The organism is Psychrobacter sp. 1U1 (assembly GCF_051847535.1).
Lineage (GTDB): Bacteria > Pseudomonadota > Gammaproteobacteria > Pseudomonadales > Moraxellaceae > Psychrobacter > Psychrobacter saeujeotis.
In genome coordinates, this window is sequence record NZ_JBPYDD010000003.1 from 467,267 (window position 1) to 481,178 (window position 13,912).

Here is a 13,912-nt window from a genome sequence, read left to right on the forward strand (position 1 = left end):
TATTAAACGGTTAACCTAGTACTGCTTTGATTTTATCTGCTAAGTCGTTAGCCATGACATCACATTCAATCTCATCATCTGACTCAACCATCACTCGAATCATAGGCTCTGTACCTGATTGACGAATAAGCAGACGACCTCGACCTTCCAAAGTAGCTTGTGCTTTATCAAAAGCTTGCACCAACTCTTCTTGCTCATAAGGATCTTGCATTTGATTCAAGCGGACATTGACAAGCTTTTGCGGTAAGATTTCAAACCCTTCTGTTAGCTCACTTAATGCTTTGCCCTCTGATTGCATAACGGCAAGTACTTGCAGGCTTGCAATAATGGCGTCACCGGTACGGCTTTTATCCAAACATAATATATGCCCTGATGGCTCGCCGCCTAATAACCAATCATTGGCGGCAAGCTCTTGCATAACATAGCGATCACCGACTTTCGCACGAGTAAACTCAATTCCTGCATTTTGTAGTGCAAGCTCTAGGCCCATATTACTCATCAAGGTTCCAACAACGCCTTTAACACGTGACTGTCCTTGAGTAGCAAGCACATATAGGATGCCATCACCATCAACCAGCTTACCCGTTTCGTCTACCATGACGATACGGTCTCCATCTCCATCTAGTGCAATGCCAACGTCTGCATCATATTCTAATACCGCTTTTTGCAGACCTTCAGGATGTGTTGAGCCACAGTCGGCATTAATATTGATACCATCAGGCTTATTATTAATAGGTATTACAGTAGCGCCAAGCTCACGCATGACTCTTGGGGCGACGCTATAGCCTGCACCATTGGCGCAATCTACGACAACAGTCAAATGACTCAAATCATATTGATAAGGAAAAGTTCCTTTACAAAATTCGATGTAGCGACCTGTAGCATCATTGATACGAGTATGCTTACCCAACTGCGATGGATCTATGATAGGCATCAGTAAGTCGTCGTTAGTAGGATTCATCATCGCTTGCAATTTATCGTTGATAGCATCTTGCATCTCATCAGTTAGCTTTTTGCCATCGCCTGAAAACAGCTTGATACCGTTATCATAGTAAGGGTTATGCGAGGCTGAAATAACAACACCAGCATCAGCATGAAAGCTACGAGTAATATGCGCAATAGCTGGCGTGGGTAGCGGACCTAGCATATGTACATCGACGCCTGCTGCGTTAAAGCCTGCTTGCAGTGCTCCCTCAATCACATAACCTGAAAGACGGGTGTCTTTACCGATGACCACACTAGGTTTACGATTAGGATTATCATTATTCTCTATAAGCACCCGTCCTGTTACATAGCCCAATTTTAAAATAAAATCTGGTGTAATAGGTAGTTGTCCAAATTTTCCACGTATACCATCGGTGCCAAAATAGCTCATTATGATTATATCCTTGTGCTAGCTGTTAGAGATAACAGAATCCAAACGCCTTTAGGCATGATAGTCTGTCCACTAAATTTATTTTATAAAAAAAGCCAACAATACACGAGCATTGTTGACTGTTGTATTCTAAGACATTATATATCAAAGAATGAATATTTAAAGCGCTAATTTGGTTAATACGTCAGTTTAGTCCACACGATAGTTTGGTGCTTCTTTAGTAATCTGTACATCATGGACGTGCGACTCTTTCATACCCGCTGAAGTGACTTTGATAAATTGCGGTTTGGTACGCATATCTTCGATGGTTGCTGAGCCTGTATAACCCATTGATGAGCGCAGACCACCGACCAATTGATTGACAATACCAGCGACTGGACCTTTATAAGGAACACGGCCCTCGATACCTTCTGGCACAAGCTTCTCTACACCATCTTTGGCATCTTGGAAATAACGATCTGACGAACCATTTGATCCTGACATCGCGCCAAGACTGCCCATGCCGCGGTACGCTTTATAATAACGGCCTTGAAATAGCTCCACTTCGCCCGGCGCTTCTTCAGTACCAGCCATAAGCGAGCCTACCATAATACAAGACGCACCAGCAGCGATGGCTTTTGCCATATCGCCTGAATAGCGAATACCCCCATCAGCGATCAATGGAATACTGTCTTGCAAGGCACTAGCGACATTATCGATAGCTGAGATTTGTGGCACACCGATACCAGCGATAATACGCGTCGTACAGATAGAGCCAGGACCAATACCTACTTTAACTGCATCAGCACCTGCATCACGCAATGCTTTGGCCGCATCACCCGTTGCGATATTACCACCGATAACCTGCACATTCGGATAGTTTTTCTTGATCCAAGAAACCTTATCCACCACTCCTTTTGAGTGACCATGAGCTGTATCTACCACGATAACATCTACGTCAGCGTCGATTAATGCCTCAACGCGCGCTTGCGTATCTGCGCCTGTACCGACAGCGGCACCAACACGTAAGCGACCTTGATCATCTTTACAAGCATTGGGATTATTTTCGGCTTTGGCAAAGTCATTGACCGTGATTAGACCACGCAAGCGAAATTCATCATCAATAACGATGACTTTTTCGATACGATGCTCATGAAGTAGTTTTTTGATATTTTCATTACTTTCGCCTTCATGAACGGTGACCAATTGCTCTTTTGGCGTCATAATATGGCTAACAGGCAACGACAAATTAGTTTCAAAGCGCCAATCACGATGAGTCACGATACCAACGACTTTATCTGTGCCCTTCTCTACCACAGGCACACCAGAGATGTTGTTATCTTGGGTCAACTTTAATAAGTCACCGATGGTCATCTCAGGATGTACCGTAATAGGGTCAACCACTGTACCTGCTTCAAACTTTTTGACACGGCGTACTTGCGTGGCTTGTTTGACGATATCCATACTTTTATGCAAGATACCCATCCCGCCTAACTGTGCCATAGTGATTGCCATCTCAGACTCAGTTACCGTGTCCATAGCAGCAGATACTAGCGGTAAATTAAGGGTGATGTTTTTGGTCAAACGCGTAGACAAGTTGGCAGTTTTTGGCAGGACTTCAGAATAGGCTGGTAACAATAAAACGTCATCAAAGGTTAAGGCTTCATCGACAATTCGCAACATACAGACCTCTAGTGGTGGTTATTTTGATGGGCGGGATACTCGTATTAAGACGGTCTATCAAGAGTACCAATGCAACTTTATGATATCTAATCTTTAGCTAAAGACTTTATCTCACAATACTTTGGTTTATAAGGCTTTGAACAGTAAACAATGTACCAGTTAAATAAAACACTAGAAGATTGCCATTCATTTACCATTTGTTGGTTAGCGCAAATATAGCGTCGCCTTACTCTTGCTGTCTTAATTATCCCTTAAAAATAACGCCATATTATAACAAATAAGCGCGTAAATCGCATGTTATATTTACTCGCTTATTTTGCTAATAGAAAGTATCAACCAATCATTCGTTATTCGTCCCTATCTTTAAATATTAAACGCTCGGCTGGTAGATACTCTTTTTGTTCCTGATATAGATAGCTGAGCATCTGCTCACGCACTTCACATTCTAAATAAAAAGCATTCATAGGACTATCAGACGCCAGACTACCGCGTAATTTAATCGTGTTTTCACTTAGTGACACTGTTAGCATTTGAGGATCTGTCTCACCATCCCAAAATTCGTTCTCTTTAACCAGCTCACTAAACTTGTTTCGAACAGCATCGATATCTGCTCCATAATCAACGTATAGATAGACCACACAAGTCTGATGCGCTTCAGTATGTGACCAGTTTTCTACCACTTCAGTAATGAGATGACGCATTGGTACGATTAAGCGGCGCTCATCCCATGTCTTTAGCACCGCGTAGGTATAACGCAGATCTTCAATAGTAGTCCAATCGCCCTCCATCATCACGGTGTCGCCGATACGGACCGGCTGGGTTACCGCTACCTGTACACCAGCAATGATGTTACCCAATATGGGCTGTGCGGCTATACCAATGACCACACCAGCGATACCAGCCGAGGTCAATAAGGTCGTACCGAGGCCTTCCATATTAGTAAATTCACTAAGACCGATCCAAATACTGCCGAGAATCATGGCAAAAATAAAGACACGACGAAATATCGACACATAGGTACGACGACGTCGCTCCTTATCCAGGTGTTCTTCAGATAGGTTTTCAATCTGCATGTCTTGATAGCGATTGGCAAAAAAGTTAATAACGCGTATACCAAGCCACATCGTACTAAATACCAACCCAATCCAAATAACTGGACGGGTCGATGACGCTACCGCGTCTAGATATGGAAAACCGCCTGATACTAAAGTAAAAACTAACGAAAAGCTGATGCTAAAAGTTAATGGTACCGTCAGCTTACTTACCAAATCCGCCACACCATTAGTACTGCCTACATAGGTGCTATACCTTTGATCGTCATCAATATAGTGGCTAATGATTTTTTCAGTGCCTTTACTTAGTAGCCAACCCATCGCCATGGTAAATAAGAAAAATGAAAATAAAGCCAAAAACTCCCATAATGCGATGCTAAAAAACTGTAGCTTCATCCACATGGGTAAATGACGTTCGAACTCGGCGGGATGATACTGCTCATAAAGATTATCAATATTGCCAACGGTCTGCGCTGAAAAAACCCAAATCGGTGCATCGTCGTTAACTTGTACACGTTCTATATAAATGGGCACTCGGCGTTCGCGGTAATCAATGTAACCCAGTTGAATAGAGCGTCTAGGAATGCCCATGACGCTACTGGCATTACCAAGTGGCGGCTCGATTAAACCATCAGGACGGTCTGGTAGGTCATCGAATACATAAAGCTCTTTTTCAGATAACAAAAAATCAAGTCGCTTGGCTAATTCAAGGGCGCGACTGCGCTGAACTTCACTGTCAATCAGGTTCATATTGAGCGCATAAGCAGCCAAATCAAACTGCTGCTTCATCACCGCTGATTGAAAGAACTCCAAAGTGGCCAGTGGCGTTGACAGGTTTGGCGGCTCAGATAAGGGCGGCAAACCAGTATTGAGCTTATCTAAAATATAATAGCCTTCGTTATACTCCCCTTTTAATCCTGCATCACCTTGTAAATTTCCAGACTGCTGTACAGCATTGAGTTCTGTAGGATCGAATATCTCTTCTGTCACTCCAGAGACACTCACGCCTTCTTTTTTGATTGTGTTAATTTTTTGAGCCGTATAGTCGATCAAATTTTCTGCTTTAGCAGCTACCTGAGTTTTTGGATCATCTTGAGCGTTAGGATTTGACTCACTGACACTTTGTTCACTAGTGCTGAGTTCATTATTACTAGTTGCGGCATAAGTAGGAATACAAAGAGCGCTCAGTGCAATGATAAAAAAGCTTAATAGTATTTGCAGCGCTTTATAGCGCCTCTCATAATGCATCGCGTGACTATCTTGTATAGAATGGCTGACTTGCTTATTGTCTTTACCAGTAACACTTCTTAAAGTATTCATATTTTTATGCATTTTTGAATGACAAGGCGTTTTCATATAAAAAATCTTGGCTGTAGTATGATGATAAGCTAATGTAGTCAGCAAAAAAAAGCCAGCGTAAAGCTGACTTAATTTGTTAGTATACGTATTTATTGTCCGCACAATCACGTTAGCCTTTTTAAAAATTATATTAGCTGTTTTTAAAAGTAATACGCTCGGCAGGTAGATAGGGTTTTTGCTCATCGTAAAGATAGTCCAGCAGCTGTTCACGAATCTCACATTGCAGCATCCAGCCATCATCAGGATTGTCAGCCGCCAAAGTGCCATACAGCTCTATGGTGTCTCTATCTACGGACAATACGTACAGCATGGGTTCAGTCTCGCCATCCCAGTACTCGCTAGCTTGCACTACTTCAGCGTACTTATCACGAACGTCATCGACATTGATACCATAGTCCACCAGTACAGATACTGTAAACGTTTGATGCGGATCAGGATGTGACCAATTCTCAACGGTCTCTGTCACAAAGTAGCGCATCGGTACAAACAAGCGGCGCTCATCCCAGGTCTTGATGGTAGCGTAGGTGTAACCCAAATCCTCAATAGTACTCCAATTGCCATCATACATAATTGTGTCGCCGATACGTATGGGCTGAGTCATGGCTATTTGTAAGCCCGCAACAATGTTGCCAAGCGTTGGCTGCGCAGCAATACCGATCACTACACTTAAAATACCAGCAGAGGTCAATAAGGTTTTGCCAAGGCCCTCAAGATTGACAAATTCGCTCATCCCAATCCAAACACTACCAATGACCATAACAAAGATAAAAACACGTCGAAATACTGACAGATACGTCGTACGCTTACGGTACTCGTCATACTCTTCGTCCCCTAAGCTGTCGATTTGAATGTCCTCGTAACGATTGGCAAAGAAGTTAATGACGCGAATACCAAGCCAAATAGCGCTCAGTACTAAAGCTATCCATACTATAGGACGCGTCGCTGTTGCAATAGCGTCTATAAAAGGAAAGCCACCTGAAACCAAGGTAAATACTAAAGACAAACTAATAGTAAAGGTCAGCGGCACGGTAAATTTATTGACCAAGTCTGTGATACTTTTTTTGCGACCGATGTAAGAGCCATTTTCATCACTGGTATAATGGTCTATCAAACGGCCAGTAAGTTTACTAACCACCCAACCCAGTCCTAGCGTCATGATAAAGAAAATAAATAAAGCCAAAAACTCCCAAACAGCAATGCCAAGGACTCGCAGCTTAAGCATTGATGGCAAATAGCTTTCGAACTTTGCAGGTTTGTACTGGTCATAAAGCTTGTCAATATGACTGACGGTTTGGGCAGAAAACACCCAAACAGGAGCGTTATCTTCGACTTTTACTCGTTCGACAAATATAGGTATTCGATGCTCACGATAATCAATATGACCAAGTTGAATGGCACGGCGCGAAACACCATGCAGGGGATCACTGCTACCAATAGAGGATTCAATCAAACCATCAGGACGATCTGGCAATTTATTAAAAACATAAAGATCCTTTCTATGTAGCAAAAAATCAAGACGTTTAGACAACTCCATACTACGGCTTGGTTGCACGCTTGGATCAAGCAAATTTAAATTAAGCGCATAAGCTGCCAAGTCAAAACGTTTTGTGACTGCAGCTGTTTGAAAAAACTCCAACGTCGCAAACGGTGTGGATAGGTTTGGCGGTGGTGACAACGGTGATAGACCGTTATTTAGCCGCGTTAAAACAAAGTAGTTTGCGTCTTGCCCACCTGTAAGTCCGGTATATCCTTGCAGCTTATCCGTTTGCTGCATCGCTGCTCGCTCGTCATTATATAAAGCCTCATTGATAGTATCGGACAGCTCAAAACCACCTTGTTCAAGGGTTTCAACTTTTTGTTCAGCATATTCTATAAAACCATTTGGACTGTTTATTGACTGCTCTGCTCTAGTAGCAGGTGCATTGTCTTTGTTAGTGAGTATCTCAGTATCACTTGAGGCAGCTTTAGCTGGCATATAAATGATGCCAGCTATAATAATTAGCAAACCAATCATGAGATAAGCTTTAGAAGATTTCATTTCAAAATCATTTTTGGTAAAGCTAGTCATAAAATTAGCGCCTATACATCTGTGAATGTCATATAAAAAGATATCTTAAAAATAAAATCAAACTAAAACAGCGCACAAAAAAAAGCCAGCGTAGAGCTGACTTAATTTGTTAATATACGTATTTAATGTCACCAGCAATCGGCTTAAGCACGGCGCCATGTTGTACCAGTACGGCTGTCTTCAAGCTCAATACCTGCCTCTTTTAGTTGCTCGCGTATTTCATCAGCACGCGCAAAGTTTTTATCGGTTTTGGCCTTTGCACGCTCAATGATTAATCCATCAATGTCAGCATCGGTTAACCCATCATCTGCTTGATCACCAATCACTGCCTGCAAAAACTGTTGGACTGGCTGCTGCAAAATATTGAGTACTTGTGCCAACGCTTTTAGATGCTGCGCCAAGCGCCATGCTGTGTCTAAATCTTCAGCTTTGATGGCTTTGTTGACATCACGTGCCAGCCCAAATAATACACTAATCGCTGTCGAGCTATTAAAGTCATCATTCATGGCTTTGATAAAATCTTGTCCAGCCGCGCTATTATAAGCGTTGTTTATCAATTCGTCAGTGACTGTTAGCGATTGTCCTTTTTGCTGTTCAGCCAGTTTTAAGACGTTATATAGTCTGCTTAGGCTATTATGTGCTTCATCTAAAGCACTATCAGAGAAGTTTACTTGGCTACGATAATGGCTTGATAATAAGAAAAAACGTACCGTCTCAGGCAAATATTTGGCGGTTACATCACGTATGGTAAAAAAGTTACCTAATGACTTAGACATTTTTTCGCCATCGACATTAATAAAACCGATGTGCATCCAGTTGCGCGCGTATTCGCAACCTGTCGCTGCTTCAGACTGCGCTATCTCATTTTCGTGATGCGGAAACTGCAGATCATGACCACCGCCATGTATATCAAAGGTATTACCAAGGCACTTAGTTGACATCGCTGAGCATTCAATATGCCAACCTGGACGCCCTTGGCCCCAAGGTGACGCCCATTGCGGCTCATCAGGCTTTGCCGCTTTCCAGAGTACAAAGTCGAACGGGTTACGCTTGTCGTTTTCGACATCGATACGTGACCCTGCTTGCATATCATCAAGGTTACGCTTAGATAATTTGCCATAGTCAGAGAAGCTGTCTACTGCATAATAGACATCACCATTGTCACCAGCATACGCATAGTCACCCGTAACCAGCGTCTCAATCATTTGTTGCATCTCATCAATATGTTCAGTCGCCCGAGGCTCAGCATCTGGCATCTCGCAGCCGAGTGCGGCCGCATCTTCGTGCATCGCTTCGATAAAACGCTGCGTCAACGCACTAATATCTTCGCCGTTCTCATTAGCACGAGCAATTATTTTGTCGTCGATATCGGTAATATTGCGCACATAATCAACATCATAGCCTAGTCGTGCCAGCCAGCGCACTACCATATCAAACCCAACCATAACGCGAGCATGACCAATGTGACAATAGTCATAGACAGTCATACCGCATACATACATGCCTACCTGCCCTGCTTTAAGTGGTTCAAACTGACGTTTGCCGCCAGTGAGTGAATCATAAATGACAAGCTGAGACATCGCATCGGCAAGTGGTGTGGTCATAATAAAAAAGCCTTTTGATAAAAATAAAGAAAATAAAACGTAACCTATTATCTTAGCGAAAACGGCAGGAAAATACTACAATAGCCAGATAACTAAAACTTGCACACATTTAAAAACTATTAAGGATAAGAGATGGGCAATCGTTTGAGCAAAATATATACACGTACCGGTGATGATGGTAGTACTGGTATGGCAGATGGTAGCCGCGTGAGTAAAGCGGATAATCTATTTAGCGTTATGGGTGATATCGACGAGCTCAATTCACACATCGGTTTGGTACGAGCGCATCTGACACAAGCTATAACTGATAGTAAAAACCCAAGCGCGCAACAGTTACCTGAACGCTTGCAACAAAAAGCGTCAGATGTCACTCAAGCGCTAGTGGTGCTTCAGCATCTATTATTCAACATCGGTGGCGAGCTTGCTATGCCAGAATATGAAGGTGTTAATCCTGCTCATATAGACTGGTTAGAACAACAAATCGATGCGATGAATACTAGCCTGCCGCCGCTAAAGGACTTTATCCTGCCTACAGGTTCATTATTGGTCAGTCAATTGCATGTAGCACGTAGTGTGTGTCGCCGTGCTGAGCGCCAAGCTGTGCTATTACAGCAAGAGCATCCACAAGCCATTCGCAGTACTGCGCTTAGCTTTATCAATCGTTTATCTGATTGGTTGTTTGTCGCTGCACGTTTTTGCACGGATCCAAGGCAGATCTCTGAGGTACTGTGGGACAGTCAAGTCTTAGAGAACGTTGTCATCGATCATAAAAACATCCGTCAACCTGATGATCAATGAACGTATATTATATGCAAAACGCCTACAACTTATGCTAGTTGCAGGCGCTATTTAGATTTAGAGCAAGGAATCTAGCAGTTAATAGGTTGCGCTTTCATCTTCCACAATAATCATATCGATGCTGTCATCCTTTGGGACAACTTTTGGTGCTTCAGGCGTCACTGGTGGCTTGGCATCGACACTAGGTAGTGAAGCTGTTTCTTCGACACTATTGTCATTATTACTTTTATTGATAGTAGGCGGCGTAGCAGGCTCAGCTGGGCGCGCAGGCTCGACTGGTGTGACAGGCTTTGGTTGACGCTTTATCTGATTCTCACTATTCTTGCGAGCTGCTTCACGGCGACGTGCTGCTTCTTGCTTTTGACGCTCCGCTCGTTGTTCTTCTACAACTGACTGTGTCACAGAGCTTGCCATCACATCAGACACAATAGCGATAAGAGCTGGCTGACCTGCAATACGGGCTTGTATTTGCCCACTTTGCGCACCAGCAACATAGGTGAATGCATCATCGACTAACATATTATTGTTAATACGGATGTTGTTTTGAGCGAGTCGCGTTTGCAGACTTGGCTGATTGCTCGCCGCACTCATCTGACTGGCTTGGTACAAATCTTCGCTTGGCAATGTCATACTAACGCTTGCTTGACAAGTTGTCATACCATTTGCATTGGCTTCTTGTAAGATGGCAGCATTTTGCACATCAATCATTACCCCATCTACTTTATCAATTAAGACACTGTTGTCTATGCTGACTTCTGCAATGTTCGCATAGTTGGCAGCCGTTGACTGTGCTTGCTGATTAAGTGTGTTTCTTAAAGCAGATTTCAAACGATCTTGTACCATTGGATTATCACAGCTAATAGCAGGAACAACCGTACCATCATTGGCTGCTGGTTGCTCAGTAGTAACCTCAGCTGTCTCAGTAGTATCATCTTTATCCGAACGTTCACAACCAGCAATCGCTAAACCACATATCACACTAATACCAGCAATTTGCTGCCATTTTGACCACTTTTTATTTGCTACGCTCATATTTGTTTTGCTCCCGATTTACTCATTTGCACCGTCAACGGTAGACAGTATAGCTATCTAGGTTGCCATAACGCTGTAACAGCTTTATACGACCAATATTAAAATCAGCTCATTATACGAGGTTTGTAGCAGATGGTCAGTAATGTGGACCATTGATATACAAATAAAACCCATCAAAGACTATAAAAGCCCTTTTTAGTTGCAAAAACGCAACAAACACTCATTAAGCTGTTTATGTGTAAAACAGTCTGGTTGCTTGTTTAAGTTGATCAGTATTATTGCTTTGTTTTAGCTGTACAAAACCAAACTCTACTATACTTCTCTTCTGTTTTACGCAAAAATTTATGAGGCATCATATTATTGATCAACAGATAATTGATGATAGGTAGTTATGATAAAACTTGAGAATACTTTGCTCCTAGGTCATCGAGGCGCACGCAGTGAAGCATTGGAAAACACGCTATTTGGTTTTGAACATGCTTATAAGCTACAGGCACAAGGCTTGTCAGGCGTAGAGTTTGACGTACAACTTACTGCCGATGGTCATCTGGTAATATTTCATGACGAGACGCTACAACGACTTTGCGGCTTACAGTCACGAGTGGACCAGCTAAGCTTGATTGAAATTCAGCGCCAACTACAATTAGGTCATAAAATAATTACCTTGGACATGTTAGCGCAGTCTATGACCTACTCTCCTACTATTTTTTCTCAATCACAGGTCCCTAAAGACCTAGTCACTCGAGTAACTGAAACAACTAAAGTAGCTAAGACTCAAAACCACAAAATATCGCTACCTGCTTTAACTCAGTTCACTCATATTGAGCTGGAGATTAAGACTCATAACCGAACAAATTACTCTAAACTGATACAAGCGTTAATACGCTATCTGGTAGGTACGCCCCTTGCCAGCCTGCCTATCGTTCTTACTACTTTTGATGTGCAACTTTTGGCCCAATTGCAATGCAATAAACTGCTTGCAAATATTCCGCGTGGCTTACTGGTACGAACACCGCAATCGATAGTCTCAGCACCTAATACCGCCTTACAACTGGGCTGTACCCAGCTTGGCATACATTATCCCCTCATCACCAAATCTATTATCCAAAACGCGCATCGTTACGGTTTACCAGTCAGTGCGTGGACGGTAAACGATATAGAAATTGCAAAAAAACTTGTCGAGTGGCAAGTAGACGTCATTATTACTGACATTCCAAGTCAATTATTATAAATTTTTTTTGACAATTGTCGTAAGCTAGTGGCTTATATTACTATTTGCGTCATATATTTAGCTTGATTTGCTAAGGTTTTTAGCGCTTATGATAAGACGGCTTTAGCTATTTATTAATCAATGGTTTCTTAACATAGCTTTAGTAGAACTTACACTTTCACACAATACCTGATAGCTAACAGGGTATTTACAATAAAATATCGAATAACTCATACAAGTTATTGTTATTTATTAATATTTTTCTAGTGTATAAACGTTCACTTTCTGCTTCTTTTAGGGTAATATAGAGCCTGAAACTAATACCGCTAGGAAAATTATATGATTGCAAAAAAAGCAATGGGCTTACCGCTTAAAGGCTTACGTTTCGCTATCAAATCTGGTGACAGCATTTTGGATAACGCAACCACTCAGGTTGGACGTTTTAAAACGTGGTTTGATAATAACAAAGCGAAAGCTGCGCTTGATGAGCAGCCTACCGCAAAACGTAACTATACAAAAACTGCTAAGCAAAATGACGTCACTACAAGTAACCATACTCTTGATTTACAAGAGCTTGAATTTAAAAAAGCGCCTATCAATTGGATACCGGCGACTATACTAGTAGCGACTCCTATTGCTGCTGCTGTCATTACTCCATGGTATTTGTTTACCCATCAAGTAAGCGCGCCTGTCTGGGGTGTTTTTGGTGCTTTTATGGTATGGACAGGCATTAGTATTACTGCAGGTTATCATCGCTTGCTGTCGCATCGTGCTTACAAAGCGCATCCAGTGGTAAAAAACTTTTTACTACTAGGTTCAACGCTAGCAGTACAAGGCTCTGCATTTGACTGGGTCTCAGGTCACCGTACCCATCATCGCCATGTTGATGATCGTATAGAAGACCCTTATTCAGCCAAACGTGGTTTTTGGTTCAGTCATATCGGCTGGATGCTACGTAATTATCCAAGTGGTAAGTTTGACTATAAAAACATTCCAGACTTAACTAAAGACAAAGTCCTTCAAATTCAGCATAAGTATTATGGTCTTTGGGTACTAGCAGCCAACGTTGGATTGGTCGCAGCCGTTGGTTGGTTAGTGGGTGATGTTTGGGGTACGCTTGTACTTGCAGGTTTGTTACGTCTAGTATTGACGCATCACTTCACGTTCTTTATCAACTCGTTATGTCATATGTTTGGTAGCCGTCCTTATACTGATACCAATACTGCACGCGATAATTTCTTTTTAGCTCTATTTACATGGGGTGAGGGTTATCATAATTACCATCATTTCTTCCAATATGATTATCGTAATGGTGTGAAATGGTGGCAGTACGATCCAACCAAATGGTTGATCGCTGGTCTCTCTAAAGTTGGCTTAACAACTGAGTTACGTACAGTCGATGACACTACGATCAAACATGCTGAAGTACAAATGCAGTTTAAACAAGCTCAGCAGCAAATCGATACGGTAAGTGCAAGCGGCCTTGATATTCCTCATGTCATGCAAAGCTTCCAAGATCGCATCAAGTTTGAGTATGATGCGTTCACGCAAACAGTAGAAGAATGGCAGGCGTTAAAAGCCAAAGCAGTTGAGATGAAAAAAACGGAATTTGCAGATCGCTTGCATGAAGTGGACGATAAGCTCAAGCTTGAGTATGCCAAGATTGAACAAAAAATCCATGCGCATAATGATAATTTGAAAATTGCTTTTCGCTCAATTGGCTATAAAGATAAAGCTGCTTAAGATGAGCTG

9 protein-coding genes are annotated in these 13,912 nt (G+C 42.2%); 3 read left to right on the forward strand and 6 right to left on the reverse strand.

What is annotated here, in order from left to right:
- Positions 1 to 10: 10 nt before the first annotated feature.
- From glmM to cysS, 5 genes are all read right to left on the reverse strand, one after another.
- On the reverse strand, positions 11 to 1,375 hold the full coding sequence (gene glmM / locus ACS8FB_RS06505) for a phosphoglucosamine mutase (RefSeq protein WP_058368541.1): 1,365 nt from the start codon (positions 1,373 to 1,375) through the stop codon (positions 11 to 13).
- A gap of 189 nt (positions 1,376 to 1,564) precedes the next feature.
- Entirely contained in the window at positions 1,565 to 3,037 is a 1,473-nt protein-coding gene (gene guaB / locus ACS8FB_RS06510; protein WP_058368540.1) for an IMP dehydrogenase, read from the reverse strand.
- Between the two features lie 347 nt (positions 3,038 to 3,384).
- Entirely contained in the window at positions 3,385 to 5,409 is a 2,025-nt protein-coding gene (locus ACS8FB_RS06515; RefSeq protein WP_439261605.1) for a mechanosensitive ion channel family protein, read from the reverse strand.
- Positions 5,410 to 5,578: 169 nt separating this feature from the next.
- Positions 5,579 to 7,516: a mechanosensitive ion channel family protein gene (locus ACS8FB_RS06520; protein WP_439261606.1), complete on the reverse strand. Its 1,938-nt coding sequence runs from the start codon at positions 7,514 to 7,516 to the stop codon at positions 5,579 to 5,581.
- 143 nt (positions 7,517 to 7,659) lie between these two features.
- On the reverse strand, positions 7,660 to 9,120 hold the full coding sequence (cysS, locus tag ACS8FB_RS06525) for a cysteine--tRNA ligase (RefSeq protein WP_439261607.1): 1,461 nt from the start codon (positions 9,118 to 9,120) through the stop codon (positions 7,660 to 7,662).
- A 132-nt stretch (positions 9,121 to 9,252) separates the two neighbouring features.
- On the opposite strand from cysS, the gene ACS8FB_RS06530 reads away from it, so the two are divergent.
- Positions 9,253 to 9,918: a cob(I)yrinic acid a,c-diamide adenosyltransferase gene (locus ACS8FB_RS06530; RefSeq protein WP_439261608.1), complete on the forward strand. Its 666-nt coding sequence runs from the start codon at positions 9,253 to 9,255 to the stop codon at positions 9,916 to 9,918.
- A gap of 78 nt (positions 9,919 to 9,996) precedes the next feature.
- Here the strand turns inward: ACS8FB_RS06530 and ACS8FB_RS06535 are convergent, their stop codons facing one another.
- Positions 9,997 to 10,950 carry a hypothetical protein gene (locus ACS8FB_RS06535; protein ID WP_439261609.1) on the reverse strand — a complete coding sequence of 318 codons (954 nt, stop codon included), beginning with the start codon at positions 10,948 to 10,950 and terminating at the stop codon, positions 9,997 to 9,999.
- Between the two features lie 391 nt (positions 10,951 to 11,341).
- Between ACS8FB_RS06535 and ACS8FB_RS06540 the strand changes: the two genes are divergently transcribed.
- Together ACS8FB_RS06540 and ACS8FB_RS06545 are read left to right on the forward strand one after the other, a co-directional pair.
- Positions 11,342 to 12,181, forward strand: coding sequence for a glycerophosphodiester phosphodiesterase (locus ACS8FB_RS06540; protein ID WP_439261610.1), 840 nt, complete (start codon positions 11,342 to 11,344; stop codon positions 12,179 to 12,181).
- A 318-nt stretch (positions 12,182 to 12,499) separates the two neighbouring features.
- Positions 12,500 to 13,903 (forward strand): acyl-CoA desaturase, encoded by a 1,404-nt coding sequence (locus ACS8FB_RS06545; RefSeq protein ID WP_439261611.1) that lies wholly within the window; start codon positions 12,500 to 12,502, stop codon positions 13,901 to 13,903.
- The last annotated feature ends 9 nt before the right edge of the window (positions 13,904 to 13,912 follow it).

What these genes read in the sequence shown, in the direction of transcription:
- ACS8FB_RS06515 (WP_439261605.1), bottom strand. Translation starts at nt 5,409, where the DNA reads ATGAATACTTTAAGAAGTGTTACTGGTAAAGACAATAAGCAAGTCAGC.
- ACS8FB_RS06535 (WP_439261609.1), bottom strand. Translation starts at nt 10,950, where the DNA reads ATGAGCGTAGCAAATAAAAAGTGGTCAAAATGGCAGCAAATTGCTGGT.
- ACS8FB_RS06540 (WP_439261610.1), top strand. Translation starts at nt 11,342, where the DNA reads ATGATAAAACTTGAGAATACTTTGCTCCTAGGTCATCGAGGCGCACGC.
- ACS8FB_RS06530 (WP_439261608.1), top strand. Translation starts at nt 9,253, where the DNA reads ATGGGCAATCGTTTGAGCAAAATATATACACGTACCGGTGATGATGGT.
- ACS8FB_RS06520 (WP_439261606.1), bottom strand. Translation starts at nt 7,516, where the DNA reads ATGACTAGCTTTACCAAAAATGATTTTGAAATGAAATCTTCTAAAGCT.
- glmM (WP_058368541.1), bottom strand. Translation starts at nt 1,375, where the DNA reads ATGAGCTATTTTGGCACCGATGGTATACGTGGAAAATTTGGACAACTA.
- guaB (WP_058368540.1), bottom strand. Translation starts at nt 3,037, where the DNA reads ATGTTGCGAATTGTCGATGAAGCCTTAACCTTTGATGACGTTTTATTG.
- ACS8FB_RS06545 (WP_439261611.1), top strand. Translation starts at nt 12,500, where the DNA reads ATGATTGCAAAAAAAGCAATGGGCTTACCGCTTAAAGGCTTACGTTTC.
- cysS (WP_439261607.1), bottom strand. Translation starts at nt 9,120, where the DNA reads ATGACCACACCACTTGCCGATGCGATGTCTCAGCTTGTCATTTATGAT.